The sequence below is a fragment of the Nonomuraea sp. LPB2021202275-12-8 genome, assembly GCF_037044575.1.
Lineage (GTDB): Bacteria > Actinomycetota > Actinomycetes > Streptosporangiales > Streptosporangiaceae > Nonomuraea.
Window position 1 is genome coordinate 320,742 of record NZ_JBAHWD010000001.1, and the last position, 22,818, is coordinate 343,559.

The 22,818-nt window shown below is 71.9% G+C and carries 24 protein-coding genes; 14 read left to right on the forward strand and 10 right to left on the reverse strand.

Going from position 1 to position 22,818, the window contains the following annotated elements; translation table 11 throughout:
• Positions 1-215 precede the first annotated feature (215 nt).
• Complete coding sequence (locus tag V5E28_RS01545) at positions 216-1,763, forward strand: RICIN domain-containing protein (protein ID WP_336204907.1); 1,548 nt, start codon at positions 216-218, stop codon at positions 1,761-1,763.
• 58 nt (positions 1,764-1,821) lie between these two features.
• On the opposite strand, the gene V5E28_RS01550 is transcribed toward V5E28_RS01545, so the two are convergent.
• Together V5E28_RS01550 and V5E28_RS01555 are read right to left on the reverse strand one after the other, a co-directional pair.
• Entirely contained in the window at positions 1,822-2,100 is a 279-nt protein-coding gene (locus tag V5E28_RS01550; RefSeq protein ID WP_336204176.1) for a hypothetical protein, read from the reverse strand.
• 109 nt (positions 2,101-2,209) lie between these two features.
• Positions 2,210-3,157 carry an ABC transporter substrate-binding protein gene (locus V5E28_RS01555; protein WP_336204178.1) on the reverse strand — a complete coding sequence of 316 codons (948 nt, stop codon included), beginning with the start codon at positions 3,155-3,157 and terminating at the stop codon, positions 2,210-2,212.
• A 123-nt stretch (positions 3,158-3,280) separates the two neighbouring features.
• On the opposite strand from V5E28_RS01555, the gene V5E28_RS01560 reads away from it, so the two are divergent.
• Positions 3,281-4,228, forward strand: a complete 948-nt coding sequence (locus V5E28_RS01560; RefSeq protein WP_336204180.1) for an AEC family transporter — start codon at positions 3,281-3,283, stop codon at positions 4,226-4,228.
• Between the two features lie 13 nt (positions 4,229-4,241).
• On the opposite strand, the gene V5E28_RS01565 is transcribed toward V5E28_RS01560, so the two are convergent.
• From V5E28_RS01565 to V5E28_RS01575, 3 genes are read right to left on the reverse strand one after another with little or no spacing between them, the layout of a single operon-like run.
• Complete coding sequence (locus tag V5E28_RS01565) at positions 4,242-4,562, reverse strand: antibiotic biosynthesis monooxygenase (protein ID WP_336204182.1); 321 nt, start codon at positions 4,560-4,562, stop codon at positions 4,242-4,244.
• Positions 4,563-4,603: 41 nt separating this feature from the next.
• On the reverse strand, positions 4,604-4,966 hold the full coding sequence (gene crcB / locus V5E28_RS01570; protein ID WP_336204184.1) for a fluoride efflux transporter CrcB: 363 nt from the start codon (positions 4,964-4,966) through the stop codon (positions 4,604-4,606).
• A complete protein-coding gene (locus tag V5E28_RS01575) occupies positions 4,963-5,460 on the reverse strand; it encodes a fluoride efflux transporter FluC (RefSeq protein ID WP_336204186.1) in 498 nt (165 codons plus the stop codon). Before V5E28_RS01575 ends, crcB begins: the two co-directional genes overlap by 4 nt.
• Before the next feature lie 233 nt (positions 5,461-5,693).
• Here V5E28_RS01575 and V5E28_RS01580 point away from each other — a divergent pair, with 233 nt between their 5' ends.
• The 8 genes from V5E28_RS01580 to V5E28_RS01615 all read left to right on the forward strand — a co-directional run bounded on the left by V5E28_RS01580 (position 5,694) and on the right by V5E28_RS01615 (position 14,935).
• Positions 5,694-6,773, forward strand: a complete 1,080-nt coding sequence (locus tag V5E28_RS01580) for an NAD(P)H-dependent amine dehydrogenase family protein (protein WP_336204189.1) — start codon at positions 5,694-5,696, stop codon at positions 6,771-6,773.
• Positions 6,770-7,264, forward strand: a complete 495-nt coding sequence (locus V5E28_RS01585; RefSeq protein WP_336204191.1) for a carboxymuconolactone decarboxylase family protein — start codon at positions 6,770-6,772, stop codon at positions 7,262-7,264. Before V5E28_RS01580 ends, V5E28_RS01585 begins: the two co-directional genes overlap by 4 nt.
• Positions 7,265-7,353: 89 nt before the next feature.
• Positions 7,354-8,976 carry a GMC oxidoreductase gene (locus tag V5E28_RS01590; protein ID WP_336204192.1) on the forward strand — a complete coding sequence of 541 codons (1,623 nt, stop codon included), beginning with the start codon at positions 7,354-7,356 and terminating at the stop codon, positions 8,974-8,976.
• Between the two features lie 549 nt (positions 8,977-9,525).
• The gene (locus V5E28_RS01595) at positions 9,526-10,005 is read left to right on the forward strand and encodes a hypothetical protein (RefSeq protein WP_336204194.1); all 480 of its coding nucleotides are present in this window, start codon (positions 9,526-9,528) and stop codon (positions 10,003-10,005) included.
• Positions 10,006-10,061: 56 nt separating this feature from the next.
• On the forward strand, positions 10,062-11,132 hold the full coding sequence (locus V5E28_RS01600; protein ID WP_336204195.1) for a hypothetical protein: 1,071 nt from the start codon (positions 10,062-10,064) through the stop codon (positions 11,130-11,132).
• A 113-nt stretch (positions 11,133-11,245) separates the two neighbouring features.
• Positions 11,246-11,752: a (2Fe-2S)-binding protein gene (locus V5E28_RS01605; protein ID WP_336204196.1), complete on the forward strand. Its 507-nt coding sequence runs from the start codon at positions 11,246-11,248 to the stop codon at positions 11,750-11,752.
• Positions 11,745-12,734, forward strand: coding sequence for an FAD binding domain-containing protein (locus V5E28_RS01610; protein WP_336204197.1), 990 nt, complete (start codon positions 11,745-11,747; stop codon positions 12,732-12,734). Before V5E28_RS01605 ends, V5E28_RS01610 begins: the two co-directional genes overlap by 8 nt.
• On the forward strand, positions 12,731-14,935 hold the full coding sequence (locus V5E28_RS01615) for a xanthine dehydrogenase family protein molybdopterin-binding subunit (RefSeq protein ID WP_336204199.1): 2,205 nt from the start codon (positions 12,731-12,733) through the stop codon (positions 14,933-14,935). Before V5E28_RS01610 ends, V5E28_RS01615 begins: the two co-directional genes overlap by 4 nt.
• Here the strand turns inward: V5E28_RS01615 and V5E28_RS01620 are convergent.
• The gene (locus V5E28_RS01620) at positions 14,932-16,041 is read right to left on the reverse strand and encodes an NAD(P)/FAD-dependent oxidoreductase (protein WP_336204201.1); all 1,110 of its coding nucleotides are present in this window, start codon (positions 16,039-16,041) and stop codon (positions 14,932-14,934) included. The genes V5E28_RS01615 and V5E28_RS01620 overlap by 4 nt on opposite strands.
• A 90-nt stretch (positions 16,042-16,131) precedes the next feature.
• On the opposite strand from V5E28_RS01620, the gene V5E28_RS01625 reads away from it, so the two are divergent.
• From V5E28_RS01625 to V5E28_RS01635, 3 genes are read left to right on the forward strand one after another with little or no spacing between them, the layout of a single operon-like run.
• Entirely contained in the window at positions 16,132-16,482 is a 351-nt protein-coding gene (locus tag V5E28_RS01625; protein ID WP_336204203.1) for a winged helix-turn-helix transcriptional regulator, read from the forward strand.
• 6 nt (positions 16,483-16,488) lie between these two features.
• Positions 16,489-17,847, forward strand: a complete 1,359-nt coding sequence (locus V5E28_RS01630; protein WP_336204205.1) for an amidase — start codon at positions 16,489-16,491, stop codon at positions 17,845-17,847.
• A gap of 22 nt (positions 17,848-17,869) precedes the next feature.
• The gene (locus V5E28_RS01635) at positions 17,870-18,226 is read left to right on the forward strand and encodes a hypothetical protein (RefSeq protein ID WP_336204207.1); all 357 of its coding nucleotides are present in this window, start codon (positions 17,870-17,872) and stop codon (positions 18,224-18,226) included.
• Here the strand turns inward: V5E28_RS01635 and V5E28_RS01640 are convergent.
• Genes V5E28_RS01640 through V5E28_RS01650 form a run of 3 tightly spaced genes read right to left on the reverse strand, consistent with a single transcriptional unit; the run spans position 18,201 to position 21,144 of the window.
• The gene (locus V5E28_RS01640; RefSeq protein ID WP_336204209.1) at positions 18,201-18,905 is read right to left on the reverse strand and encodes a response regulator; all 705 of its coding nucleotides are present in this window, start codon (positions 18,903-18,905) and stop codon (positions 18,201-18,203) included. The two genes, V5E28_RS01635 and V5E28_RS01640, sit on opposite strands and share 26 nt — an antisense overlap.
• On the reverse strand, positions 18,875-19,993 hold the full coding sequence (locus V5E28_RS01645; RefSeq protein WP_336204212.1) for a hypothetical protein: 1,119 nt from the start codon (positions 19,991-19,993) through the stop codon (positions 18,875-18,877). Before V5E28_RS01645 ends, V5E28_RS01640 begins: the two co-directional genes overlap by 31 nt.
• Positions 19,990-21,144, reverse strand: a complete 1,155-nt coding sequence (locus tag V5E28_RS01650; protein ID WP_336204214.1) for a sensor histidine kinase — start codon at positions 21,142-21,144, stop codon at positions 19,990-19,992. The genes V5E28_RS01645 and V5E28_RS01650 overlap by 4 nt, the downstream gene beginning before the upstream one ends.
• 260 nt (positions 21,145-21,404) lie before the next feature.
• Between V5E28_RS01650 and V5E28_RS01655 the strand changes: the two genes are divergently transcribed.
• Positions 21,405-22,169, forward strand: coding sequence for a PP2C family protein-serine/threonine phosphatase (locus V5E28_RS01655; protein WP_336204216.1), 765 nt, complete (start codon positions 21,405-21,407; stop codon positions 22,167-22,169).
• Here the strand turns inward: V5E28_RS01655 and V5E28_RS01660 are convergent.
• The gene (locus V5E28_RS01660) at positions 22,159-22,713 is read right to left on the reverse strand and encodes a hypothetical protein (protein WP_336204218.1); all 555 of its coding nucleotides are present in this window, start codon (positions 22,711-22,713) and stop codon (positions 22,159-22,161) included. The genes V5E28_RS01655 and V5E28_RS01660 overlap by 11 nt on opposite strands.
• Between the last annotated feature and the right edge of the window lie 105 nt (positions 22,714-22,818).

Sequence of the window (22,818 nt, forward strand, 5' to 3'; positions counted from 1 at the left end):
CCACGTGCGACTTGACGGCGGATCTTGACCGTGTCATCAAGGCTGCAGCAGGGACGATCCCGCCGCGAGTTTGGCCATACCCCCAACTAATTTCCAGGACGACGGAGGCCCGGCGGTCGGGAAAGCGCTTACCTAAGGAGAGTGCCTTGACTTCCCCACCCCATGCGAGCCGATGGCGCCGGCTGCTCGCCGTGCTGGCCGCCGCGCTCCTGGCCATGACGGGCGCCGTCGTCGCGCAGCCGCCGGCGGCGCAGGCGGCGACCGTGGACACCAATGCCTGGTACGTCCTGGTCAACAGGCACAGCGGCAAAGCCCTGGACCTGTACAACTTCGCCACCGCCGACGCCGCGCCCATCGTGCAGTGGGCCCGCAACGACGGCAACGCGCAGCAGTGGCAGTTCGTCAGCTCCGGCGACGGCTACTACCGGCTCAGATCCCGGCACAGCGGCAAGGTGCTGGACATCTACGAGTGGTCCACCGAGGGCGGGGCCGAAGTAGTGCAGTGGAGCGACGCGAACGGCGCCAACCAGCAGTTCCGGCTGGCCGACTCCGACGGCGGACACGTACGGCTGATCAACCGGCACAGCGGCAAGGCGCTGGAGGTGTGGGAGTGGTCCACCGCCGACGGCGCGCGGATCTCCCAGTGGGACGACCTGGGCGGCGCCAACCAGCAGTGGCAGCTGGTCAAGCTGAACGGCGGGTCCACCCCGGGCGAGTGCGGCAACGGCTCCTTCAACGCCGAAGCGGTGCTGAACGGCGGAACGTGGACCGCCAGGAACGGGAGCACCCCCCTCTACACCGGCAGCAGCATGATCGAGGCCATGCGCCGGGCCGTCGGCAGCCTCACCTCCGGCCGCACCGCCAAGCAGAAGGTGATCGTCCGCGGCTCGGGCTCGATGAACGCCAACCAGTCGCTCGACCTGCCCAGCTACACGACGCTCGAAGTGTGCGGCACGATCAACGTGACCGGCACGATCAGCGCCAACAACGCGGCCGTGCGCGCGCAGAACGTCACGGACGTCGAGGTGACCCGGCTCAACCTGACCGGCTCGCCCTACTTCGGGGTCTTCGTGCGCAACGGCACCAACATCACGCTGGGGCAGATCGACCTGCGGCTCGGCTCGGCCGGGCTCGGCATCCGCATCGACAACCACAGCAACCGCAACGTACGGACCCGCAACGTGCGCATCGACAGCGTCTACGCCTCCGGCGGCGGCAGCCACGGCGTCGAGACGTACGGCGTGGACGGGATCACCATCGGCACGGTCACCGCCCGCAACACCGGCGAGTCCGGGCTGCTGTTCAACGACACGATCAACGCCACCGTCGGCACGGTCGACGCCCAGGGCGCCGGGACGGGCACCGGCTACGCGGCGTTCCGGATGGCCAACCGCAACGGCCGGATCGGCAGCGCCTACCCGACCAACGTCCGGGTCGGCAACGTCATCGCGCGAGGAGGCGGCCGCGGGGTCTTCTGCGTCTCGGAGAGCGGCGGCGCCGTCATCGACCGCGTGGACATCGCGCAGACGGGCAGCAACTCCATCCTGATCGAGAACTGCTACAACGTCACGATCGCCGCCCAGAGCGGCAGCGTGAACGGATCCGACGTGCGCATCGCCTCTCGCAGCGAGTTCCCCGTGTCAGCGAACATCACCCTGCAGAACCTCACGCTGACGAACTCCGTCATCACCGAGAACCCCTGCGGCTCCAACATCGTCATCCGCGCCATCACCCTGGTGAACTCGCAGATCAACAGGTGCTGACCCGCGCGTGCGGCCGTCCGCCGGGCTCTCCCGGCGGACGGCCGCCATCTCGTGAGTCTCAGCCGGTCAGGTCACGGGCCGCGATGGCTCCGGCGATGAACTCGCGGAACCTCGCGAACCGCTCCTGGTCCATGGTCAGCCGGATGCCGTCGACGATCATGTCCTCCCCGTGCCTGCGACCGATGCGGACCTTGTACTCCTCGCCGCGCGGCTGCACGTCGATCCCGACGAACGCCACGTGAAAGCGCGTGCTCTCCGACACGTCGCGGTGGAAGATCTCGAGAACCCTGCCGTCCTGCACGAGGATGTAGTCGTCGAGCTCGAACTCCGCCGCCATGGTGCCTCTCTCCGCTGCCGGGCCCTGGTGCGCCGAGTGGCGGCGTGGTGCCCGTCGGCCATCGTATTTTCGCCACGGCACCGCCCCGCTCCACCGCATCGAGGGCCGGTCAGCCCGTGAGGCTCCGGATGTCCACGGGGGCGTCGACGTATCCGTGCTCGTGCACGATGTCGGCGACCCGCTGGAGCCCTTGGGGGTCCGGGCCGGCGGGGTAGGCCCCGAGGGAGGTCTTCGCCGCCGTGCCGGCGTCGATCTTCAGGTACGTCGGCAGCACCGCCTCGACCTCCTTGCGGTCGCTCGCGGCGACGCGCTGGGCCTTCTCGATCGCCCGCTGGAAGGCCGCCAGCGTCCCGGGGTTGGTCCTGCTCCACCCGCCGGCCGCCATCCAGCCGCCGACCGGCAGGTCCTTGATCCGGCTGGAGACGGTGCCGGCGAGTTCGCGCACGCTGCCATGCTGCTCGCCCATGGTGACGAACGGCTCGGCCACCAGTGCGGCGTCGATCTCCCGGCCGGTCAGCCGGGCCTCCATGTCGGGGTAGGGCATCTCGATGAGCCTGACGTCGCGCGTCTTCAAACCGGAGTCCTCCAGGATGAGCGTGCCGAGGCTGTTGAGCGTGTTGACCGCGATCTCCTTGCCCTTGAGATCGGCCAGGGACCGGATGGGGGAATCCGCTTCGACCATGAGAGCGAAGGTGTCCTGGCCGGCCCGGTACAGGTTCCCGACGATCTTCATGTCCATGCCGCGCGAGCTGGCCAGGAAGTTGACGACGTAGTCGGTCTGCCCGAGGTCCAGCCCGCCTTTCAGGACCTCCGGCGCCGCCACGGCGGCGCCCTGCAAGACCACCGGCTCGACCGTCAGGCCCTCCTGCGCGAAGTAGCCCTTGCGCTGGGCGATGAACAGCGGGGCGGCGTCGGCGCTCGCCACGACGCCCACCTTGATGGTCGTCTTCTCCAGGGCCCGCTTCGCCGGCGGCTCGGCGGTCGTGGTGCAGGCCGCCGTCACGGCGGTCAGGACGAGAGCGGCCATGACGCCGCGGCCACGGGTCGTGTTCTTCATCGCGAGCGCTCCTCCAGTTGGGACAGGCGACGGAGCGTACCCGACGAAGATCATGTACGTGGCGAGATCACCGGATACGGGATGCCCCGTCACGGTCCGAGACCGGACCCGATACGCTCCTGAATGCCCGAATTGGGAGGTCAGCAGGTGTCGGGGGTTGTCGCGGCGTTCGCCGCTCTGGTGTCCGTCGCGCTGCTCGGCTACCTCATCGGCATGACGGGACTGCTGCGCGCCGCCGACGAACTGGTCCTTTCGCGGCTGGCGTTCTTCGTCGCGACGCCCGCCCTGATGTTCGCCACCGTGTCCAGGGCGGACCTGGGCGTGCTGTTCTCGCCGGTGCTGCTGACCGAGGTCGTCGCGGTGGCGTGCACCCAGGTGGTGTTCGTCCTGGTGGCGATGCTGGTGTGGCGGCGGAACCGCCGGGAGGCGACGATCGGCGCGCTCGCCTCGTCCTACGTCAACGCCGGCAATCTCGGCGTGCCCATCGCGATGTACGTGCTCGGCGACGGCGCCCTCGTGGCCCCGATCCTGCTCTTCCAGCTGGTGGTGATCACGCCGATCGCCTTCCTGATCCTCGACAAGGGAGGCCGGTCGATGCGGGCGGCGCTGGTGCGCCCGCTGCGCAACCCGCTCACGGTCGCCACGCTGCTCGGGCTCGCGTGCGCGCTCACCGAGGTGCGCCTCCCGGTCCTGGTGATGCGCCCGATCGACCTGCTCGGCGGCGCGGCCGTGCCTGTCGCGCTGCTGGCGTACGGTCTCAGCCTGTACGGCTCCCGCCGGGCGGCCACGCCTGCCGAGGAGGACGGCGTCGGCAGGGACATCGTCCTCGCGGTGGTGCTCAAGGCCTTCGTCCAGCCGGTGATCGCGTACGTGACCGCCCGCTTCCTGCTGGGCCTGGACGGAACGGCGCTGCTGGCCGCCACCCTGTTCGCCGCGCTTCCGACCGCGCAGAACATCTACGTCTACGCGGTGAACTACGACACCGGCAGGCGGCTGGCCCGCAGTGCCGTCCTGCTGACCACGGTCCTGTCCATCCCGATCATGACGGCGATCGGCGCCGGCCTGGGCTGAGCCCCGGGCGGCGTCAGGTGCGGGCGAACACCTCGTAGTGGTCCACGGTCAGCTCCTTGTCGACGAGGTAGTCGTCGTCCTCGGGATAGAAGACGGCCGTGGACACCGGCGTGCCGGCGAACGCCTCGACGGCCTCCCACGACTCCCACAGGGAGATCAGGAAGAACTCGGTCCGGTCGCCCGCCTCCCGCCGGGTGAAGTAGGCGCCACGGTTGCCGGGCGTGGCGGTGTATTCGGCGAACCCGGTGCGCATCAGGTAGGCCTCGTACGCTTCGGCGTCGGACGCGCGGGTCCATCCTCGCCAAGTTCGGATGATCATAAGTACGGTAGTCACCCACCTGGCTCCGCCCAAACCATGACAGACCGGTGTCCCAGTCAGGCGGTGATGGCCGCGGCCAGGAGCAGGCCGGTCATGGCGGCGCCGAGCCCGCCGACGACACCCACGACGACGTTGGCGAACGCGTAGAAGCGGGCGCCCTCCTGGGCCAGCCGCAGGGTCTCGTAGCTGAAGGTGGAGTAGGTGGTGAGCGCCCCGCAGAAGCCGGTGCCGGCGAGCGCGGTCAGCGCCGGATCGGCGGGCAGGCCGGCCAGCAGCCCCAGCAGCAGTGACCCGGCCACGTTCACCGTCAGGGTGCCCCAGGGGAACATCGAGTCGTGGCGGGACTGGACGAGCCGGTCGGTCAGATAGCGCAGCGGCGCACCGATGGCGGCGCCGACGGCGACGAGCAGCACGGTCACCCGTCTCCCCCATCCGCGGCCGGCCGCCGCCTTCGCGCGCGGACGGCTCCGACGGCCCGGGCGGTGAGGCTCGCTCCCGCCCACACCGCCAGCATGGCGGCGACCAGCGTGGCGGCCAGATAGGCGAGCGCGGCCCCGGCCCGGCCGGCGGCCATCGCCTGCTGGACGTCGACGGCGTAGGTGGAGAAGGTGGTGTAGCCGCCCAGCACCCCGACCCCCAGGAACGGCCGCAGCAGCCGCCGACCGGTCCACACCTCGCCGACCAGCACCATGAGCACGCCGATCAGCAGACATCCCGAGACGTTGACCAGGAAGGTCGACCAGGCGAACGCGCCGGGCTGGTGCGGCAACGCCACCGAGACCCCGTGGCGGGCCAGCGCCCCGAGCACGCCTCCTGCGGAGATGGCGCCGAGCACCGGCCAGGCGCTCGGCCGCAACTCGGCCCGATCAGCCGGAACCCTCAGGTCCACGTCGGCGTCGACGGGCTCTCGCACACGCCCCTCCTACCAGGACTCCGGCAGGGACCGTCGGCGGCGCGCCGGCCGCGCCTCACCTCGGCGACCCGGGGATGGCGGCCCCACCGCCACGCTCTCGCCCGGCGCGAGAGCATCGCCGCCACCCTATCGGCCACCCGAGACGACCTGGGGGTACACCCGGTCCGCAAAAGTGGTGATCCCGACCTGTGAAGACCCTGTACACCAAACCAAGCGCTTGCTACGCTCCGGCCATGATGCCCACGGTTGTCTGGGGTACCGGCAACATCGGCCGCGCGGCCATCCGTGCCGTCGAAGCCCACCCGGCACTGAAACTCGCCGCCGTGCTCGTCCACAACCCTGACAAGGTCGGCCGCGACGCGGGCGAGCTCGGTGAGCTCGGCCACGATCTGGGGGTCACGGCGACCGACGACATCGACGCGGTGCTCGCCACCGGCCCCCGGGCCGTGGTGTACGCGGCGTCCGGCGACATCCGCCCCGACGAGGCGCTCGCCGACGTCATCAGGGCGATCCGGGTCGGCGCCGTGGTCGTCACCCCTTCCCTGTACGCGCTCTACGACCAGCTCAACGCCCCGAAGGAGCTGCGGGAGCCGGTGCTCGCCGCCATCGCGGACGGCGGTGGCTCGCTGTTCGTCTCCGGCGTCGACCCCGGCTGGGGCAACGACGTGCTGCCGCTGCTGATCAGCGGGCTCGGCACCGTCGTGGACGTGATCCGCTGCCAGGAGATCTTCGACTACACCACCTACGACCAGCCCGACTCCGTCCGCTACCTGGTCGGCATGGGCCAGCCGATGGACTACGAGCCGCCGATGATCGCGCCCACGGTCCCGACCATGGTGTGGGGCGGGCAGGTGCGGCTGATGGCCAGAGCGCTCGGCGTCGAGCTGGACGAGATCCGCGAGACCGTGGACCGGCGCCCGCTCGAGAGCACGGTGACCACCCGGTCGATGGGCGAGTTCGTGGCCGGCACCCAGGGGGCGGTGCGCTTCGAGGTGCAGGGCATCGTCGAGGGCGAGCCCCGCATCGTCATCGAGCACGTCACCCGCATCCACCCGTCCTGCGCGCCGGACTGGCCGGCCCCGCCCGACGGCGACGGGGCGCACCGGGTGATCATCGAAGGCCGCCCGCGCATCGAGGTCACGGTCGAGGCCACCGACGAGGGCGGCAACCGGTCCGCGGGCGGGAACGCCACCGCGGTCGCCCGGCTGGTGAGCGCCATCGGCTGGCTCGTGGACGCCGAGCCCGGGCTCTACGACGCGCTCGACGTCCCGCTGCGCCCCGCGGTCGGCAGACTCGGAGGGAAGCGGCCATGAACATCGACATCCCCGAGGGCAAGGACGCGATCGAGTACGTGTGGGGCGAGATGGTCCCCGGCATCGGGATCGCCGCCTCGAAGTTCTCCCTGGCGGTGTACGCCCACACGACTCTCGGGCTCCGCGAGTTCGAGGCCGCGCGACTGCGGATCGCGCAGATCAACGGCTGCGCCTTCTGCCTCGACTGGCGGACCGAACGGGATGGCCAGCGGGTCGAGGAGGAGTTCGCCGACGCGGTGGCCGGGTGGCGGACCAGCGATGCCTTCGACGACCGCACTCGGCTGGCCGCCGAGTACGCCGAGCGGTACGCCCTCGATCATCACGGGCTGGACGACGAGTTCTGGACACGAATGACCGCTCACTACACCCAGCTCGAGATCGTGGAGCTGAGCATGAGCATCGGCTCCTGGCTGGCGTTCGGCAGGCTCAACCATGTGCTGGGCCTCGACACCGTGTGCAAGCTGCCCAGCGGTTCCTCACCCTCCAGCTGACCGTTCCACCGGACCTGATTCGTTAGTGACTCATGGCGCGAGCAACATGCAGAACCCGTTCTCATTTCGTCCAGAGTGAGGAAGATCGCATGAGTGACAATCCCCCCGTCCCCGTAGGTATCTCGCGCCGCGGACTGATCACCGGAACCGGTTCCATTCTGGGACTCGTCGCCCTCACGGGCCGCGCCGACGCGGCCCGGGCCGCGGCCGGCCCCATCGCCTCCGGCGCCCACGTCCCGGCACTGGTGATCGGCACCGGATACGGCGGCGCCGTCGCCGCCCTGCGTCTCGCCCAGGCCGGCGTCGACGTACACATGATCGAGATGGGCATGGCCTGGGACACCCCCGGCTCCGACGGCAAGATCTTCTGCAGCACCCTGGCGCCGGACCAGCGCTCCTACTGGCTGCGCACCAGGACCAAGGCGCCGCTCAACTACTTCCTCGGCTTCCCCATCGACAGGAACATCCCCCGCTACACCGGCGTCCTGGACGCCGAGGAGTTCGGCGGCATCACGGTCTACCAGGGCCGCGGCGTCGGCGGCGGTTCGCTGGTCAACGGCGGCATGGCGGTCACCCCCAAGCGCGAGAACTTCGCCGCCGTCCTCCCGTCGGTGAACGCCGACGAGATGTACGCCGCCTACTACCCGCGCGCCAACGCCGGGCTCGGCGTCGGCACCATCGACCCGGCCTGGTTCGAGTCCACCCCCTACTACCAGTACTCGCGGGTCGGCCGTAAGCACGCCCAGCGGTCCGGCTTCCCGTTCGTCTTCGTGCCCGACGTGTACGACTGGGACTACATGAAGCGGGAGGCGGCCGGCACCGCCACCAAGTCGGCGCTGGCCGGCGAGATCCTCTACGGCAACAACCACGGCAAGAAGTCCCTGCAGAAGACGTACCTCGCCCAGGCCATGGCCACCGGCAGGGTCACCATCTCGGCGCTGCACCAGGTCACCTCGGTCGCCCCGGCGTCGGGCGGGCGCTACACGGTCGTCATCGCGCAGCTCAACACCACCGGCGACACCACGGCCACCAAGACCGTGACCGCGGACCGGGTGTTCTTCGCCGCCGGCAGCGTCGGCACCAGCAAGCTGCTGGTCAAGCTGAAGGCCACCGGCGCGCTGCCCGCCCTGAACAACGAGATCGGCAAGGGCTGGGGCGACAACGGCAACGTCATGTGCGGCCGGGCCAACCACCTGTGGGACCCGACGGGCAGCCAGCAGTCGACCATCCCCTGCTCCGGCATCGACAACTGGGCCGCGGGCGGCGCGTTCGCCGAGGTCGCGCCGCTGCCCACCGGAATCGAGACCTTCGCCTCGTTCTACCTGTCGATCACCCGGAACCCGAACCGCGCCCAGTTCTCCTGGAACGCCGCGACGGGCAGGGTCGACCTGAACTGGCAGACCTCCTGGAAGCAGCCGTCCATCACGATGGCCAAGACGATCTTCGACAAGATCAACGCGAAGGAGGGGACGATCTACCGGACGGACCTGTTCGGCGTCTACAAGATCTGGGGCGACCACCTCACCTACCACCCGCTCGGCGGCGCGGTGCTGAACAAGGCCACCGACAACTACGGCCGCCTGACGGCCTATCCGGGCCTGTACGTCATCGACGGCTCGCTGATCCCCGGCAACGCCACGGTCAACCCGTTCGTCACCATCACGGCGCTCGCCGAACGGAACATCGAGCGGATCATCGCCACCGACCTGTGACCCGGCTGCCGCTGCCGGAAGTCCCATGATCCGAATCCTGCCCGGGCGGCGCGCCCCCCGGGCAGGATTCAGCGCGGATGCTCATAACCCGTGACGATCCATGCGCTGATCGTGTTCAATTCCTGACGTTGCGGTGAACAGCTCAGGAACGTCGCCGATCCGCCGCCCCCTGCCAGGCGCCCGCCTCCCCCGCCGCGCCCGGCGACTACCACGACTGCGCTCCGCGAACAGAGCCGTGCACGAGCTCGACGGTCGCGCCCGTCCCCGGCGCCGACTACCCCGGCCAGGCTTCGGCCACCGCCACCCGCATCGGCTGAGGGGTGCGACGCCGTTCCCGGACATGTCCTGGAACGGGTGGAAGCCCAGGACCCCGCCCTGCTTTCGGCCCTTTCCGGGTCTTGCGCCGTACATCATCGCGTTGAGCACAGTCTGCGGTGGTTTTTTGTTTTCTCAGGTGAGGGGGCCTGCCGAACAATAATCCGGCCGTTAGACCTGGATCTCGACAGCCCCGCAAACAGCGGGACGAGATCCGGAAGGAACGGCACAGTGATGCGAAGGCACATGATCACCGCGGGCACCGTGGCGATGGTCGCACTCGGGGGCCTGACGGTCGCCGGCGGCTCGGCCACCGCCGGCGCGGCCACGGACGCCGGCACCACCTCCGCAGGTGTGGCGATGGCGAACCTGAGCGGCGGCTGCCGGGCCGCCCGCGGCAACTACGGCAACCTCAAGGCCTACTACTACACCAGGGGCCGCAACGACATCTTCAACCGGATGAACTGGTATCTGGCCGGTCCCGGGCTCCGGAACAGGAACAACGTCACCCTGCGCATCCGCGAGGACCTCAAGGGCCGGGCCGACAGGACGCTCTGGCGCTGGGTGTCGGGGGACAACATCAAGAAGGGCTCCGGCGGGATCTCGTTGAACGAGGCGGTCCCGCGCCGGGCCAAGGTGCACGCGGACTTCAAGTTCATCTTCGACCGCCGCGGCCAGGACCCGAGCTGCTCCGGCCGTACCAACAGCATCTGATCGTGGACGGATGCCGGGCCCGCGGGCCCGGCATCCGGCCTGTCGAGGAGGTCCCGATGTCAAGGATCACGATCATCCTGCTGGGCGCCGCGCTGGCGGCCACCGCCTGTGCCACCGCCCCACCGCCGCCGGTGCCCGAGATCGCGCCGGTGCTGGTCGCCGCGTCCGCCGAGGGGGTGGTGGTGCTCGATACGGCGGCGGAGTCGTTCTTCGGGCTCACCAGGACCGGCCGGCAGGTATGGCAGGACCGGGCCGCCTTCCACAGTGGCGCGGTGCCCGTCTGCCTGGCGCGCTGCCCGGACGCGGTCTTCTCGGGCGCCTGGACGGGGCCGGACCCTCGCCCCTGGCATGCGACCCCGGCGGGCCCCAGGCCGTTCGCCGCCGCCCCGTCCACCACTGCCCCGTCCACCTCCGCCCCGTCCACCTCGTCGGTCCGCCGGGTCCTGTCGGCCCGCACCTCCCGGGACGCCGTGATCGCCGAAGGACCCGCCGGCGGGGCGGGGCGGCTCCGGCTGATCCGGCCGGACGGCGAACCGGCGGGGGTGCCGGTGGACGACGCGGCCGAGGTGGTCTGGAGCGAGGACCCGGGCGGCACGACCGCGCTCGCGGTGGCCGGGGACGAGGTGCTCTGGTTCCGGCACGACCGGCGCGGCTGGCGGCGGCTGCCGGGCGGGCTGCGCGCCGGGCGGACCTGGGGGGCCTGCACGGCCGCCGGCGGTGAGAGGGCCGTGCTGGTGGGGGACGCGCCCCGGCTGCTCTCGGGGCGTGGCCGGGCCGTACCGATCAGGACAGATCTGGAGGTGGCCGCAGAATGCGCGGCCGGCAGGGGCAGCGCCGTGCTCATCGCCCGCTGGAAGGACGAGCGGGGCACGCCGTTCACGGCCGTCCGGGGCGTCGACGGCACCGGGGCACAGACGTGGGCTCGGGAGGTGCGGGCGGAGGCGCACGTCAGGGCGGACCCGGTCCGCGATCGTTTCGTCATAGCGCACGGCGGCGGCGCGGAACTGGTCGATGGAGGCGGCCGGACGCTGAAGACGTACCCGGGGGTGTCGTCCGCCGCGTACACCGGCGACGGTCAGCTCGTCCTGCTGCGCGCCGACCGCGGCCTGCACTGGCCGGCGCCGTGACCAGGCCAGGCACATCTCGCGCGTTCCGGACAAGTTGCTAGGGTTGAGCGGTACAAGCCGGCTCCCCCCGGGAGAGGCCGCGACGCTGGTCGCGGACCGGAAACGGGGGGTTCATGGCTCGCTCACCACAGGCGGTTCACGATCACGTGCCAACGGTCTCGGTGACTCTGAACGTCAACGGCATCGAACACCGGCTCGACGTCGACGCACGCGTGACGCTTCTGGACGCGCTGCGTGACGCGCTGGACCTGACGGGCACCAAGAAGGGCTGCGACCAGGGCGCCTGTGGCGCTTGCACCGTGATGGCGGACGGCAAGCGGATCCTGTCCTGCCTGACACTCGCCGCGCAGTGCGAGGGCCGCGCGATCACCACCGTCGAAGGCCTGTCAGCCGATGGCGGCCTGCACCCGGTGCAGGAGGCGTTCGTCCGCCACGACGCCTTCCAGTGCGGTTACTGCACCTCCGGCCAGATCATGTCGGCCGTGTGCCTGATGGCGGAGGGCCGTGCCGGGTCGGACACCGACATCCGCGAGTTCATGAGCGGCAACCTGTGCCGGTGCGGCGCCTATCCGAACATCGTCGCGGCCATCCGCGAGGTCGCGGGAGGCGGCGATGCGTGAGTTCGTCTACGTCCAGCCCGCCGAGGTCGACCAGGCGGTGGCGGCGGTGACCGCCGATCCGGCCGCCTCCTATCTCGCGGGCGGCACGACCCAGCTGGATCTGATGAAGGACGGGGTCCTGGAGCCCGAACGGCTGATCGACATCACCCGGTTGCCGCTGGGCGGCATCACCGGCGGCGGCGACACGTTGCGGGTGGGCGCGCTGGTCACGATGGAGGAGCTGGCCGCGGACCCGGCCGTGACCGAGCGGGCGCCCTTCCTGCGCGAGGCGCTGCTGGCGGGCGCCTCCGTCCAGCTACGGAACATGGCGACCATCGGCGGCAACCTGCTCCAGCGGACCCGCTGCCGCTACTTCCGCGACCCGACGGTCCCCGCGTGCAACAAGCGCCGCCCCGGCACGGGGTGCGCCGCGGTGACAGGGGCCGCCCGGATGCACGCCATCCTGGGCGCGAGTGAGCGGTGCATCGCCACGCACGCCTCCGACATGGCGGTGCCGCTCGTGGCGCTGGACGCGGTCGTCCACCTGCTGGGCCACGACGGCGGGCGGACCGTCCCGCTGACGGAGTTCTACCTCACTCCCGGCGACAGGCCGGACGTGGAGAACGTGCTGGCGCACGGCGAGCTGATCACCGCGGTGGAGATCCCGCTGCTCCCGGCGGGCACCCGCTCGACCTACCTCAAGGTCCGCGACCGGGTCTCCTACGAGTTCGCGCTCGCCTCCGCGGCCGTGGCCCTGCGGCTGGAGGACGGTGTGATCGGCGCGGCCCGCGTCGCACTGGGCGGAGTCGGGACGATCCCCTGGCGCGCCGACGCGGCCGAGGAGATACTCCTCGGCGCCCCGGCCGGCCAGGAGAGCTTCGCGGCGGCTGCCGAGGCTGCGGTGCGGGACCCGTTCACCGTGCCGGGCACCGCCTTCAAGGTCGAGCTGGCCAAGCGCACCCTGGTGCGCGCCCTGCGGATCGCCGCGGGAGGAGCGTCATGACACTGGTCGAGCAGGCCAAAGTGATCGGCGCGGGAATGGACCGGGTGGACGGCCCGCTGAAGGTCACCGGCACCGCGCACTATCCCAACGACGTGAGCTTCCCGAACCTGGCACACGCCGCGCTCGTGCGCAGCACCATCGCGGCCGGGCGGATCAGCCGGCTCGACACCCGTGCGGCCCGGGCGGCGCCCGGCGTGCTGGCCGTCATCACCCACGAGAACGCGCCCACGCTCGAGCAGGGCGGCGAATCGCTCCTGTCCACGCCGCCGCCGCCGTTGCAGGATGACCGGATCCTGCACTACGGCCAGTATCTGGCCGTGGTGGTGGCCGGCACCCCGGAGCAGGCGACGGCCGCGGCCCGGCAGATCACCGCGGAGTACGAGCCCGCCGACCCGGTCATGGACATCCACGACCCCCGGGCGGAGTGGATCAACGATCCGTGGGGCATGGACAACCGGCGCGGCGACGCGCAGGCCGCACTGGCCGCCGCGGAGGTCACCGTCGAGGCGACCTACACCACCGCCGAGAACACCAACAACCCGCTCGGCCTGTTCGCCACCGTCGCCGTGTGGGAGGGCGACACCCTCACCGTGCACGACTCGACCCAGTGGCCCACCTCCCTGCGCTCGTCCCTGTCCCGGATCTTCGGGATCCCGGAGAGCGCCGTACGGGTGCTGGCGCCCTTCGTCGGCGGCGGCTTCGGCGCCGGACTGCGCCTGTGGCCGCACGTCACGCTGACGGCGCTGGCCGCGCGTACCGTGCTGCGGCCGGTGAAACTCGTGCTGACCCGCCCGGAGATGTTCACCGGCATCGGGCACCGCCCGGCCACGACGCAGCAGGTCAAGCTCGGGGCCACCCGTGACGGCCGACTGGTCGCGCTCGACCACGAGAGCGTCTCCACCCTGCAGATGGAGGGCAACAACCTCGAAGCGTGCGCCTCGGGGTCGGCCACGGCGTACGCGTGCCCGGACGTCTCCACCCGTGACCGGCAGGTGCGGCTCAACATCCCGTGGGTCAACTCGATGCGGGCGCCGGGCGAGGCGCAGGGGAACTTCGCGCTGGAGTCGGCCATGGACGAGCTGTCCTACGCCCTCGGCATCGACCCGCTGGAGCTGCGGCTGCGCAACTACGCCGAGAACCACCCGCAGCTCGGCCTGCCGTGGTCGAGCAAGGCCCTGCGCGAGTGCTTCGAGGTCGGCGCCGAGCGGTTCGGCTGGTCGCGCCGCACGCCGCTGCCAGGTTCGATGCGCGACGGCGACTGGCTGGTCGGGTACGGCCTGGCCGGGATCTCCTTCTTCTGGTATCAGGCGCCCTGCCAGGCGCGGGCGACCCTGCGCAAGGACGGGACGGCACTGGTGCGCAGCGCCGTGACCGACATCGGCACGGGCACGTACACGGTGATGACGCAACTGTCGGCCGAGCTGCTCGGGCTGGATCCGGAGTACGTGACCTTCGATCTCGGTGACACCGACATGCCGCCGGGAGCCCAGGCGGGCGGGTCCGGGCTCACCGCGGCGCTGGGCAGCGCCGTGCACGCGGCCTGCCGCAACCTCGTCGGGGCGTTCCTGGACACGGTCGCCGACGATCCCACCTCGCCTCTCGCGGGGTGCGCCGTCGGCGACGTCACCGTCGCCGGTGGGCGCATCCACCGTTCGGGTACGCCGGAGCGCGGTGAGTCCTTCACCGGCATCCTCGCCGCGCACGGGCTGGCGGAGCTGACCGCCGACGGGGCCAGCGCCCCGCCCGAGCCCGAGGAGGTCGGGATGGCGCCCGCGGGCTCCTTCGGCGCCAGGTTCGTGGAGGTCCGCATCGATCCCGAGCTCGGCCTGCTCCGGGTGGCCAGGGTCGTGTCGGTGATCGACGGCGGCCGGATCCTGAACGAGAAGACCGCCACCAGCCAGATCATCGGCGGCACGGTCGGCGGCATCGGCATGGCCATGTTCGAGGAGACGGTCACCGACGCGGGAACCGGGCGGATCGCCAACGCGACCTTCGGCGACTACCTGATCCCCGTCAACGCCGACGTGCCCGACCTGGAGGTGATCTTCGTCGGCACGCCCGACCGGTACAACCCCATCGGGGTGAAGGGCGTCGGCGAGATCGGCCTCGTCGGCATGGCTGCGGCCATCGCCAACGCCGTCCACCACGCGACGGGCAGGCGGATCCGCTCGCTGCCCATCACGATCGACGAGCTCCTCTAGCCGGCCTCGGGGGCGTCGAACAGCTCGGCGTTGGAATCGACCAGCAGAGCCCGGCCCTTGAGGTCGGCGACGACATCGGGGCCGGCGATGGCGTCCTGGCCGGGGAGCTGGCCGGCGCCGCCCTCGGGGCCGAGCGGGACGACGATCAAGGTGGGCCACCGCTCGTAGGCGGCGGGCTCCCCCTCCCCGGTGATCAGCGCGCTGATGTTGGCGGCCAGGAGGTCGGCCTGCGAGCCCGCGAAGGCGGCCATGTTGCGGTCGGCGTCGGCGATGTCGCCGATGGCGAAGACGCGGTCCTGGCCCCGGACGCGCAGGTACTCGTCGACGCGGACGTAGCCCTTGGCGTCGCGCGCGTCGGCGAGCGAGCCGCGCAGGTAGCCGGTGTGGGGCGTGACGCCGAAGCAGCGATACCAGACATCGGCGGTCAGCTTGTCGCCCGCCTCGGTGGCGATCGCGATCGGGGCGGCGGTGGCCGGGGGCGCGCTCGGCAGCTCGCGCAGCGGGCTGCCGAGCTTGAGCTCGACGCCGAGCTCGTCGAGCTGGCGGCGGAGCTCGTCGCGCAGCGCCTGGTCGTACGGGCCGGGCAGGATGTCCGGTGCGACGTCGGCGAGGGTGACGTGCTTGCCGGGGTAGAACGCCTTGATCTCGCCGGCGAGTTCGAGGCCTGCCGGGCCGGCGCCGATCAGGAGCACCCGCTGGGCGTCGACGAGGACCTCGTGCGCTTCCCGGAACCTGGCCCGGGCGGTCGCGATGTCCGGCTCGTCGACCTTCGCGGGGAAGGGGTAGGACGATCCGGTGGCCAGGATCAGGTAGTCGGGCTCGAGCTCGGCGCCCGAGGCGAGGGTGACCTTCCGCCCTTCGACGGACACGGCGCTGTCGCGCAGGAAGCGCCCGTTGGCCAGGAGCCGGCTGTAGGGCATGAAGATCCGGTCAAGCCACTCCGGCTCCACAAGCGCACGCCACGCCGCGACGTTGTGCATGAACGCGTCGGAGGGGTCGACGAGCGTCACGTCGGCGACGTCGTCGAGCCCCTTGGCCACCTTGAACCCGCCGTATCCGCCGCCCAGAACCACGACCCTCGGGCGCGGGCCAGCACTTTCGATCATGAGAGCTCCTCGCTAGTAATCTAAGTGCTGCAACATTTATCATAGGCACTTCGAAAATCAAAGCGACAGTGAATCTGCTAGTGTGCAGGCATGGCCACAACCTCCCCCCGCACCGAGGTGGACGAATGCGCGCGCGGTGACGCCGCGCTGACACGGGCCTTCTCCCTCCTCGGCAAGCGCTGGAGCGGCGTCGTGCTCGGGAGCCTCAAGTCGGGGCCGGCCGGCTTCCGGGAGCTGTCCCGGGCGATCGACGGGGTCAGCGACTCCGTGCTGTCCGATCGCCTGGCGGAGCTGGCCAGGCAGGGTTTGATCGTGCGCGCCGTGGACGCGGGGCCGCCCGTCTCGGTCTCCTACGCGCTGACCGATGCCGGCCAGGCCCTCATGCCGGCGCTGGAGCAGATCGCGCGCTGGGCTCAGGAGCACCTGCCCGAGCCGGGCTAGCACACCATGCCGCCGATCCCCCCGGGCCCCTTCGCCGGCCGCACCATCACCGAGCTCGCAGGTGAGCTGCGTGCGGGGCGCGCTACGGCCACCACGCTGACCGAGCAGGCGCTCGGCGCCATCGCCGAGCCCGATCCGGCGCTCAACGCGTTCGTGACCGTCGACCCCGGCGCGGCGCTGGCCGCGGCGCGCCAGGCTGACGCGGAGCTGGCCGGCGGCACCGACCGGGGGCCGCTGCACGGCGTGCCGGTCGCGGTGAAGGACCTGATCATGGTTGCCGGCATGCCCGCCACCATGGGGTCGCGGCACTTCGCCGGCCACGTCCCCGCCGCCGACGCCGAGTGCGTGGCGCGGCTGCGCCGGGCCGGCGCGGTCATCGTCGGCAAGACCACGACCCACGAGTTCGCCTACGGCCCCACCGGCGACCGCTCCGCCAACGGCCCGTCGCGCAACCCGTGGGACCCGGCGCGCATGTCGGGCGGCTCCAGCGGCGGCAGCGCGGCGGCCGTCGCGGCGGGGCTGGTCCCGCTGGCGCTCGGCACCGACACCGGCGGCTCGGTGCGCATCCCCGCCGCGCTGTGCGGGGTCGCCGGCTTCAAGCCCGCGTACGGCGCGATCCCGGTGGACGGCGTCTTCCCCCTGTCGCAGAGCTTCGACCACGTCGGCGTCCTCGCCGGCGACGAGCGGGACTGCCTGCTCGCCTACCGCTGCCTGACCGCGGCCGGCACGGGAGAGATCGCCGGCACGGGTGAGGACGCCCGCCCGGCGCGGGTGGCCTGGCTCGATCCCGCCGGGTTCGGCCCCTGCGACCCGCGGGTGACCCACGTCGTGGCCGCGGCGATCGGGCCGCTGGAGGAGCTTCACCTCCCTCCGGGGGTCGCCGAGGACATGCGGGAGACGTACCTCACCATCCAGAGCTGCGAGACGGCGGCCGTGCACGCCGCGCGCCTGGCCGAGGCCCCCGAGCTGTTCGATCCGGAGGTGCTCGAACGCCTGCGCGCCGCCGCGCTGCTGCCCGGATGGCGGTACGTCCGGGCGACGAGCGAGCGCCCCCGGCTCGCGGAGGCCGTCCGTGCTCTGTTCGACCGGCATGACGTGCTCGCGCTGCCGGCCGTGCCGATCACCGCCCCGCTCCTCGGCCTGCGCGAGACGGAGGTGGACGGCGAGCCCGTCGGCGTCCGCGCCGCCCTGCTCGCGCTGACCAGCCCGTGGAACGTGGTCGGCCTGCCCGCGCTCACCGTGCCCGCCGGGACGGTCGGCGGGCTGCCGGTCGGGCTGCAGCTCGTCTGCCGCCCCGGGCAGGAGGATCTGCTCTTCGAGGTGGCCGCCCGGCGTGCCGGGGGCGGCGTGGGGTCACGGTTGTGACGCCCCCGCGCAAGGCCGCCGCATGATCGACTTCGGCCCCCGCGCGGTCCTGGTGCCCGATCTCGGAGAGGACCTGGCGCAGGCGATGGCGCGGCTGGAGGAGTTGCTGCTGATCCTGCGGGAAGCCGAATGCCGCGGAGCGGTGCTGCCCGGCCCCCTCGCGGACGGCGTGGCGCTGGCCGCGTCGCGGCGGCTGTGGCAGGCGCTGGCCCCCACCCAGGGTCAGCGCGCGGCCGCGGCCTGGCATGCCGGGCGGCTGTACGCCTCCGGCGGGCGCGACGAGCTCGTCCCGCTGCGCCTGGTCGACATCGATCCGGTCGAGGAGCAGGCCTACCGGGCCACGTCGGAGCGCTTCAACGCGATGTGGCCTCGTCGCTGACCTCGGCGGCCAGAGACGTGTAGACGGTCACCTCGTCGGGACTGATGAGCCCGTCCTGGATGGCGCAGATGAGCAGCTTCTCCTTGGTGGGTGCCGGCCGCCCGGCCGCGGCGTACTTGATCCGGGCCCGGTCGATGTACTGGCGCACGGTCCGCTCCTTGATCCCCATCCGCGCCGCCACCGACGCCTTGGACATGGACTGGAACCAGAACAGCAGCGCGGCCCGCTCCTTGTCCGACAGCTGCGGCCGGTGCGGGCTCTCGTCCGTCGCGATCGCCTGTGCCATCGGCGGCGTCACGCTCGGCCGGTCGGCGGCCACCTCCAGGATGGTCTCCAGGCAGGACTCCCGCGTCGCCCGGCCCTTGCCGATGAACGCCGACGCCCCCGCGTCCAGCACCACGCGCACCGTCTCGGGCTCCTCGTGCTCGGAGAAGACGACGACCCGCTGCCCGGCCCCGCACAGCTCGGCGACCCGGTCGATGATCATGGTGCCGTTGAGGTTGAGATCGAGCAGCAGCACGTCGGCGTCCGTGCCGAGGACGGACTCGACGGTGGGCCCATGGGCGACCAGCTCCACCGGCCCCGGCGGGCCGAACCACGACCTGACGCCGTCCACCACCACCTGGTGGTCCTCCACCAGGGCGACCGTCACCCGTCCTGCCAGATGCTGTTGACCCATACCTCCCCTTCCTGCCGCTGATAGGTGACGACGACCCCGCTGGACTCGCGTACCGGGGTCGCGCTGATGGGCAGGTCGTCGTTGTCGGCCACGACGGCCACGCTCACCATGGCGGACATCGCGGACACGGTGACCCGGGCCCGCGACTTGGCGCCGTCCAGCGCGAGGATCGGCGCTCGGAGCAGGTCCTCCCGTACGCCCTCCGGCAGGGCGGGCAGGTTCGTCCCGAACGGCGGCACCGTCACCAGGACCTTGCGCCGCTCGGCCGCGTCGATGCGCTCGCGCAGCGCCGACACGAGCTCGTCGGGCAGGTCCTCCCGCTCGGTGATGAGGCGGCGCAGCCGCATGGCCCCCGCCGTGCAGTCCTCGCGCACCCGCGGATCGCCCGGGTCGGCGCCGTCGGCGAGCTGCTGGAGCAGCGACTCCGCCACCTCGCGGATCGCGGTGTAGCGGCGGATCCGGTCGGCGTGGATCCCGCGGGCGGACTCCCGCCAGCCCTCGTCGGCGGTGAGCCTGCGGGCCAGCAGCACGGCGTCCTCGGCGCGGGAGCGCAGGGTGTGGCAGCCCGCCATGTACCCGAGCTGCAGGGTGGCACCGCCGGCGATGACCACCAGGTACTTGGCGACGGAGACGCGGTCGAGCGTGCCGGTCACGGTCATCGCCGCCAGCATGATGGCGGCGTTGGCGGCGAGGAAGGCGATCAGCTCGGCCCGCCAGCGGGGCCGGTTCCACAGCAGGACCACACCGAGCCAGCCCACCGATCCCCAGCCCCAGTCGATGGGGCCGAGCAGGTCCGCGGGGTGGCAGGCCAGGATCACCGCGACGTCCACGGCCAGCGCGGCGACGACGAGCTCCCGTACCCTGGCCGGCCCGTGCGAGGTGCGCACCAGCGACACCGCGGCGATCGCCGCTATCGCGGCGTGCGCGATCCAGGCCACCGCCGCCGCCTCCGGCCAGCGGAAGTCGGGCCAGCCGGTGATCGTGACGGTGAGGTCGTAGCCGAGGTGCCAGGCGACGGTGATCACCACGGCGCCGATCGCGGTGTAGCGGATGTAGCGCTGCGCCACCTGCTCGATGTCGTCGGTCACGGCCGCCACCACAAGCTCACCCGGGTGCCCTGGCCGCCGGAGGAGATCTCGGCGCCGCCGTTCGGCAGGGAGCGCATCGTGTCGAGTATCGATCCGCGCACGCCGAACCGGTCCGGCGGCAGCCGGTCCTGGTCGAACCCGCCGCCCTCGTCCGCTATCTCCACCCGGATCTCGCCGGCGCGCCTGCTGGAGACCAGTTCGGCCTCGCGCACGCCGGCATGCAGGGCGATGTTCGCCAGCGCCTCGGTGACGGCGCGGGCGAAACGCTCGGCGACGTCACCGGGGACCGTCTCCGGCGTCAGGTTCCTGCGGACCTCCAGGCCTGTCGCCCGCCCGGCCACCTCCTCCAGCAGGATGTCCAGGGCGATGGGGGCGGAGTCGGCGCCGGGCGTGTCGCGCAGCTTCTCCAGCGCAGCCAGGTCCTTGGCCACCTGGGCGCGCAGGGTGGGCGACGGCCTGTCATAGGTGCCCAGGCCGACCATCGTCAGGGTGTGCAGCGACGTCTCGTGGATGCTGCCGACCTGGTTCAGCTCGTCCTCGCGGCGCAGCCGCTCCACCATGAGCCCGATCTGGGCGCGGGCGCTCCGCCTCAGGAAGGCGTCCGCCGAGGCGGCGGAGCGGCGCAGCAGCGTCATCAGCACCGTGATCGAGACGATCTGCACGAGATGGATCCCCAGGGCGCCGTACACGTCCAGGTGCGGGGCCGCGAGCCGCGTCCCCGCCAGGTACGCCCCCGCGACGACCAGCCCGGCCGGGATCGCGACCCTGGGCGTCCAGGCGACGCCGGACAGGATGATGCTCATCGTGACCAGCCCTGCGATCCAGCTCGCCCCGCCTTCGAGCGCCTCTCCTGCCACGAGGTGGCGCTGCGCGAGGCACAGCGCGACGGTGACGGCCGCATCACCGGCCACCAGCCCGGTGCGCAGCGGCCTCCCGCGCCAGGCGAGGCGGAGGAACAGCGCGGTCAACGCGAGGTCGAGCGCCAGCATGGGCGCCAGCCACAGAAGGGAGACCGGCACGACGGCGCCAAGGATCGCGGCGACGGCCGCCACCAGGCCCATCACGCCGCGCGTGGCCGCAGCGGTGCGCGCGACGGCTGATTCCAACTGCCTGGCCGCCGAGTCGTAACGCGTGGAGCCGAGCTGAGCCATGCGCCGTCCGCCCGCGATGAGAGCCCAGGACGGGGCTCACGATAGCGCACACAGCAGGGCTTGCGGTCGTGTCGGCGGACGGGGTCATGGGTCGCATGGCTGTTTCCCTCGGGCCGGCTCTCCTGCGGTGTTCACCGCAGTTCCACACCCTGGCCGCCCGCGGCCCGCGCGGCATGACGGTCGATCGGCCGTCAGTCGCATCGCCGCGCAGGGGCGTTCACTGGTCAGGTGTCGCGATGAACGCGACGAAAGGGGGGCTCATGACCTTCATCGTGGTCACGATCCTGATCAGCTGCCTGTCGGCGATGGCGGTGCACGGCCGGCGCGGGGCCTGGCCGCCCGGGCTGCCGACGGCGCGGCCGCGGCTGGTGGCGGTGGGCGGCACGTACGAGGGCTCGCACGGCCAGCCGTCCGACGCGTACGTCATCCAGGAGCGGCTGATCGCGACGGCCGACGGCGCGGGCGGCAGGGATCTCGGCCAGGCTGCCGCCGCCCTGGCGCTGGGCGCCGTGGTCGCCGCCCGGCCGCAGCACACGGTGCGGCGGGAGGCGGACATGGACGGCTGCGCCCAGGCGGCGCACCGCGCCGTGCGCACCGCCGCCGCGAGCACCCCGGCGATGTCCGGCCTGGTCAGCACCCTGGACCTGATCATCCTTGAGCCGGGCGAGCGCCCGTGCCTGCGCTTCGCGCACGTCGGGGACGGCGCCATCTGGCACTGCCCGAAAGGCGCGAAGCCCCGGCCGCTCACCACCGCGCACACCTTCGACGACGGCACGTCGCTGCGCGGAATCGGCCTGGCGTCCGCCCTCGATCCCCACATCGGCACCGTGCCGCTGCGCGCCGGCGACCGCGTCGTGATCGTCACGGACGGAGTCACCCGGGCCATCGGCGTGCCGCGCCTGACGGAGCTCCTCACCGACGGGTCCTCCCCCGCCGTCTGCCTGGACAGGTTGTACGACGAGATGGCCGCCGTGGAGCCGAAGGAGGACGCCACGGTGGTCATCGCGGACTTCGTCACCGTCTGACCGGAGGCTCCGGGTCGAGCCGCTGGTAGAGCCCGTACACGAAGAGGGCGCGGCGGGCCGTGCCGTCGTGGACGAAGTCGACCGCCCAGTGGTGCGGGGCCAGGCCCTCGCACTGGGAGGCTCCGGGGAAACTCGTGCCGACATCGGCGACGACGCACTTCCAGGGAGTCAGCTCCGCGAAGGTCAGCGTCCTGCTGCCGCCCGGGCGGACGAACCACTGGTTCCAGACCTCGCCGCCGGGGCCGAGCAGCGCCTCGAACTCCAGCTCCGGCCAGGACGGCAGCACCCAGCGAGCCACGTCGCAGGTCAGACTCCCGAACGGTTGCGTCCCCCGGTACGGCGGCGGGCCGAGGATCGTCCGCAGCGCCGCCAGCCCTTTCGGGGCCCTGACCGAGTGGGCCATCCGCGTCCACTGGGTGTGCGCGGCGCGCACCTCGGCCCGGGACGCGCCGAGGTCGTGGAGCGCGTCCTCCACCCGCTGCGCGTTGAGGTCGCGCATCCGATGCATCAAGGCCAGCTCGAACTGGCGCACCCCGAATCGCATGGCCACCAGCCTGCCAGCACCTCGTGGCACGAAAGGCCATACACCTCGACCCGCTATGTACCCATAATTGGTGATCTACGGTCCGGGGAAGCGCCGGGAGGAGAA

What these genes read in the sequence shown, in the direction of transcription:
- V5E28_RS01545 (WP_336204907.1), top strand. Translation starts at nt 216, where the DNA reads ATGACGGGCGCCGTCGTCGCGCAGCCGCCGGCGGCGCAGGCGGCGACC.
- V5E28_RS01550 (WP_336204176.1), bottom strand. Translation starts at nt 2,100, where the DNA reads ATGGCGGCGGAGTTCGAGCTCGACGACTACATCCTCGTGCAGGACGGC.
- V5E28_RS01555 (WP_336204178.1), bottom strand. Translation starts at nt 3,157, where the DNA reads ATGAAGAACACGACCCGTGGCCGCGGCGTCATGGCCGCTCTCGTCCTG.
- V5E28_RS01560 (WP_336204180.1), top strand. Translation starts at nt 3,281, where the DNA reads ATGCCCGAATTGGGAGGTCAGCAGGTGTCGGGGGTTGTCGCGGCGTTC.
- V5E28_RS01580 (WP_336204189.1), top strand. Translation starts at nt 5,694, where the DNA reads ATGATGCCCACGGTTGTCTGGGGTACCGGCAACATCGGCCGCGCGGCC.
- V5E28_RS01585 (WP_336204191.1), top strand. Translation starts at nt 6,770, where the DNA reads ATGAACATCGACATCCCCGAGGGCAAGGACGCGATCGAGTACGTGTGG.
- V5E28_RS01590 (WP_336204192.1), top strand. Translation starts at nt 7,354, where the DNA reads ATGAGTGACAATCCCCCCGTCCCCGTAGGTATCTCGCGCCGCGGACTG.
- V5E28_RS01595 (WP_336204194.1), top strand. Translation starts at nt 9,526, where the DNA reads ATGCGAAGGCACATGATCACCGCGGGCACCGTGGCGATGGTCGCACTC.
- V5E28_RS01600 (WP_336204195.1), top strand. Translation starts at nt 10,062, where the DNA reads ATGTCAAGGATCACGATCATCCTGCTGGGCGCCGCGCTGGCGGCCACC.
- V5E28_RS01605 (WP_336204196.1), top strand. Translation starts at nt 11,246, where the DNA reads ATGGCTCGCTCACCACAGGCGGTTCACGATCACGTGCCAACGGTCTCG.
- V5E28_RS01610 (WP_336204197.1), top strand. Translation starts at nt 11,745, where the DNA reads ATGCGTGAGTTCGTCTACGTCCAGCCCGCCGAGGTCGACCAGGCGGTG.
- V5E28_RS01615 (WP_336204199.1), top strand. Translation starts at nt 12,731, where the DNA reads ATGACACTGGTCGAGCAGGCCAAAGTGATCGGCGCGGGAATGGACCGG.
- V5E28_RS01620 (WP_336204201.1), bottom strand. Translation starts at nt 16,041, where the DNA reads ATGATCGAAAGTGCTGGCCCGCGCCCGAGGGTCGTGGTTCTGGGCGGC.
- V5E28_RS01625 (WP_336204203.1), top strand. Translation starts at nt 16,132, where the DNA reads ATGGCCACAACCTCCCCCCGCACCGAGGTGGACGAATGCGCGCGCGGT.
- V5E28_RS01630 (WP_336204205.1), top strand. Translation starts at nt 16,489, where the DNA reads ATGCCGCCGATCCCCCCGGGCCCCTTCGCCGGCCGCACCATCACCGAG.
- V5E28_RS01635 (WP_336204207.1), top strand. Translation starts at nt 17,870, where the DNA reads ATGATCGACTTCGGCCCCCGCGCGGTCCTGGTGCCCGATCTCGGAGAG.
- V5E28_RS01640 (WP_336204209.1), bottom strand. Translation starts at nt 18,905, where the DNA reads ATGGGTCAACAGCATCTGGCAGGACGGGTGACGGTCGCCCTGGTGGAG.
- V5E28_RS01650 (WP_336204214.1), bottom strand. Translation starts at nt 21,144, where the DNA reads ATGGCTCAGCTCGGCTCCACGCGTTACGACTCGGCGGCCAGGCAGTTG.
- V5E28_RS01655 (WP_336204216.1), top strand. Translation starts at nt 21,405, where the DNA reads ATGACCTTCATCGTGGTCACGATCCTGATCAGCTGCCTGTCGGCGATG.
- V5E28_RS01660 (WP_336204218.1), bottom strand. Translation starts at nt 22,713, where the DNA reads ATGCGATTCGGGGTGCGCCAGTTCGAGCTGGCCTTGATGCATCGGATG.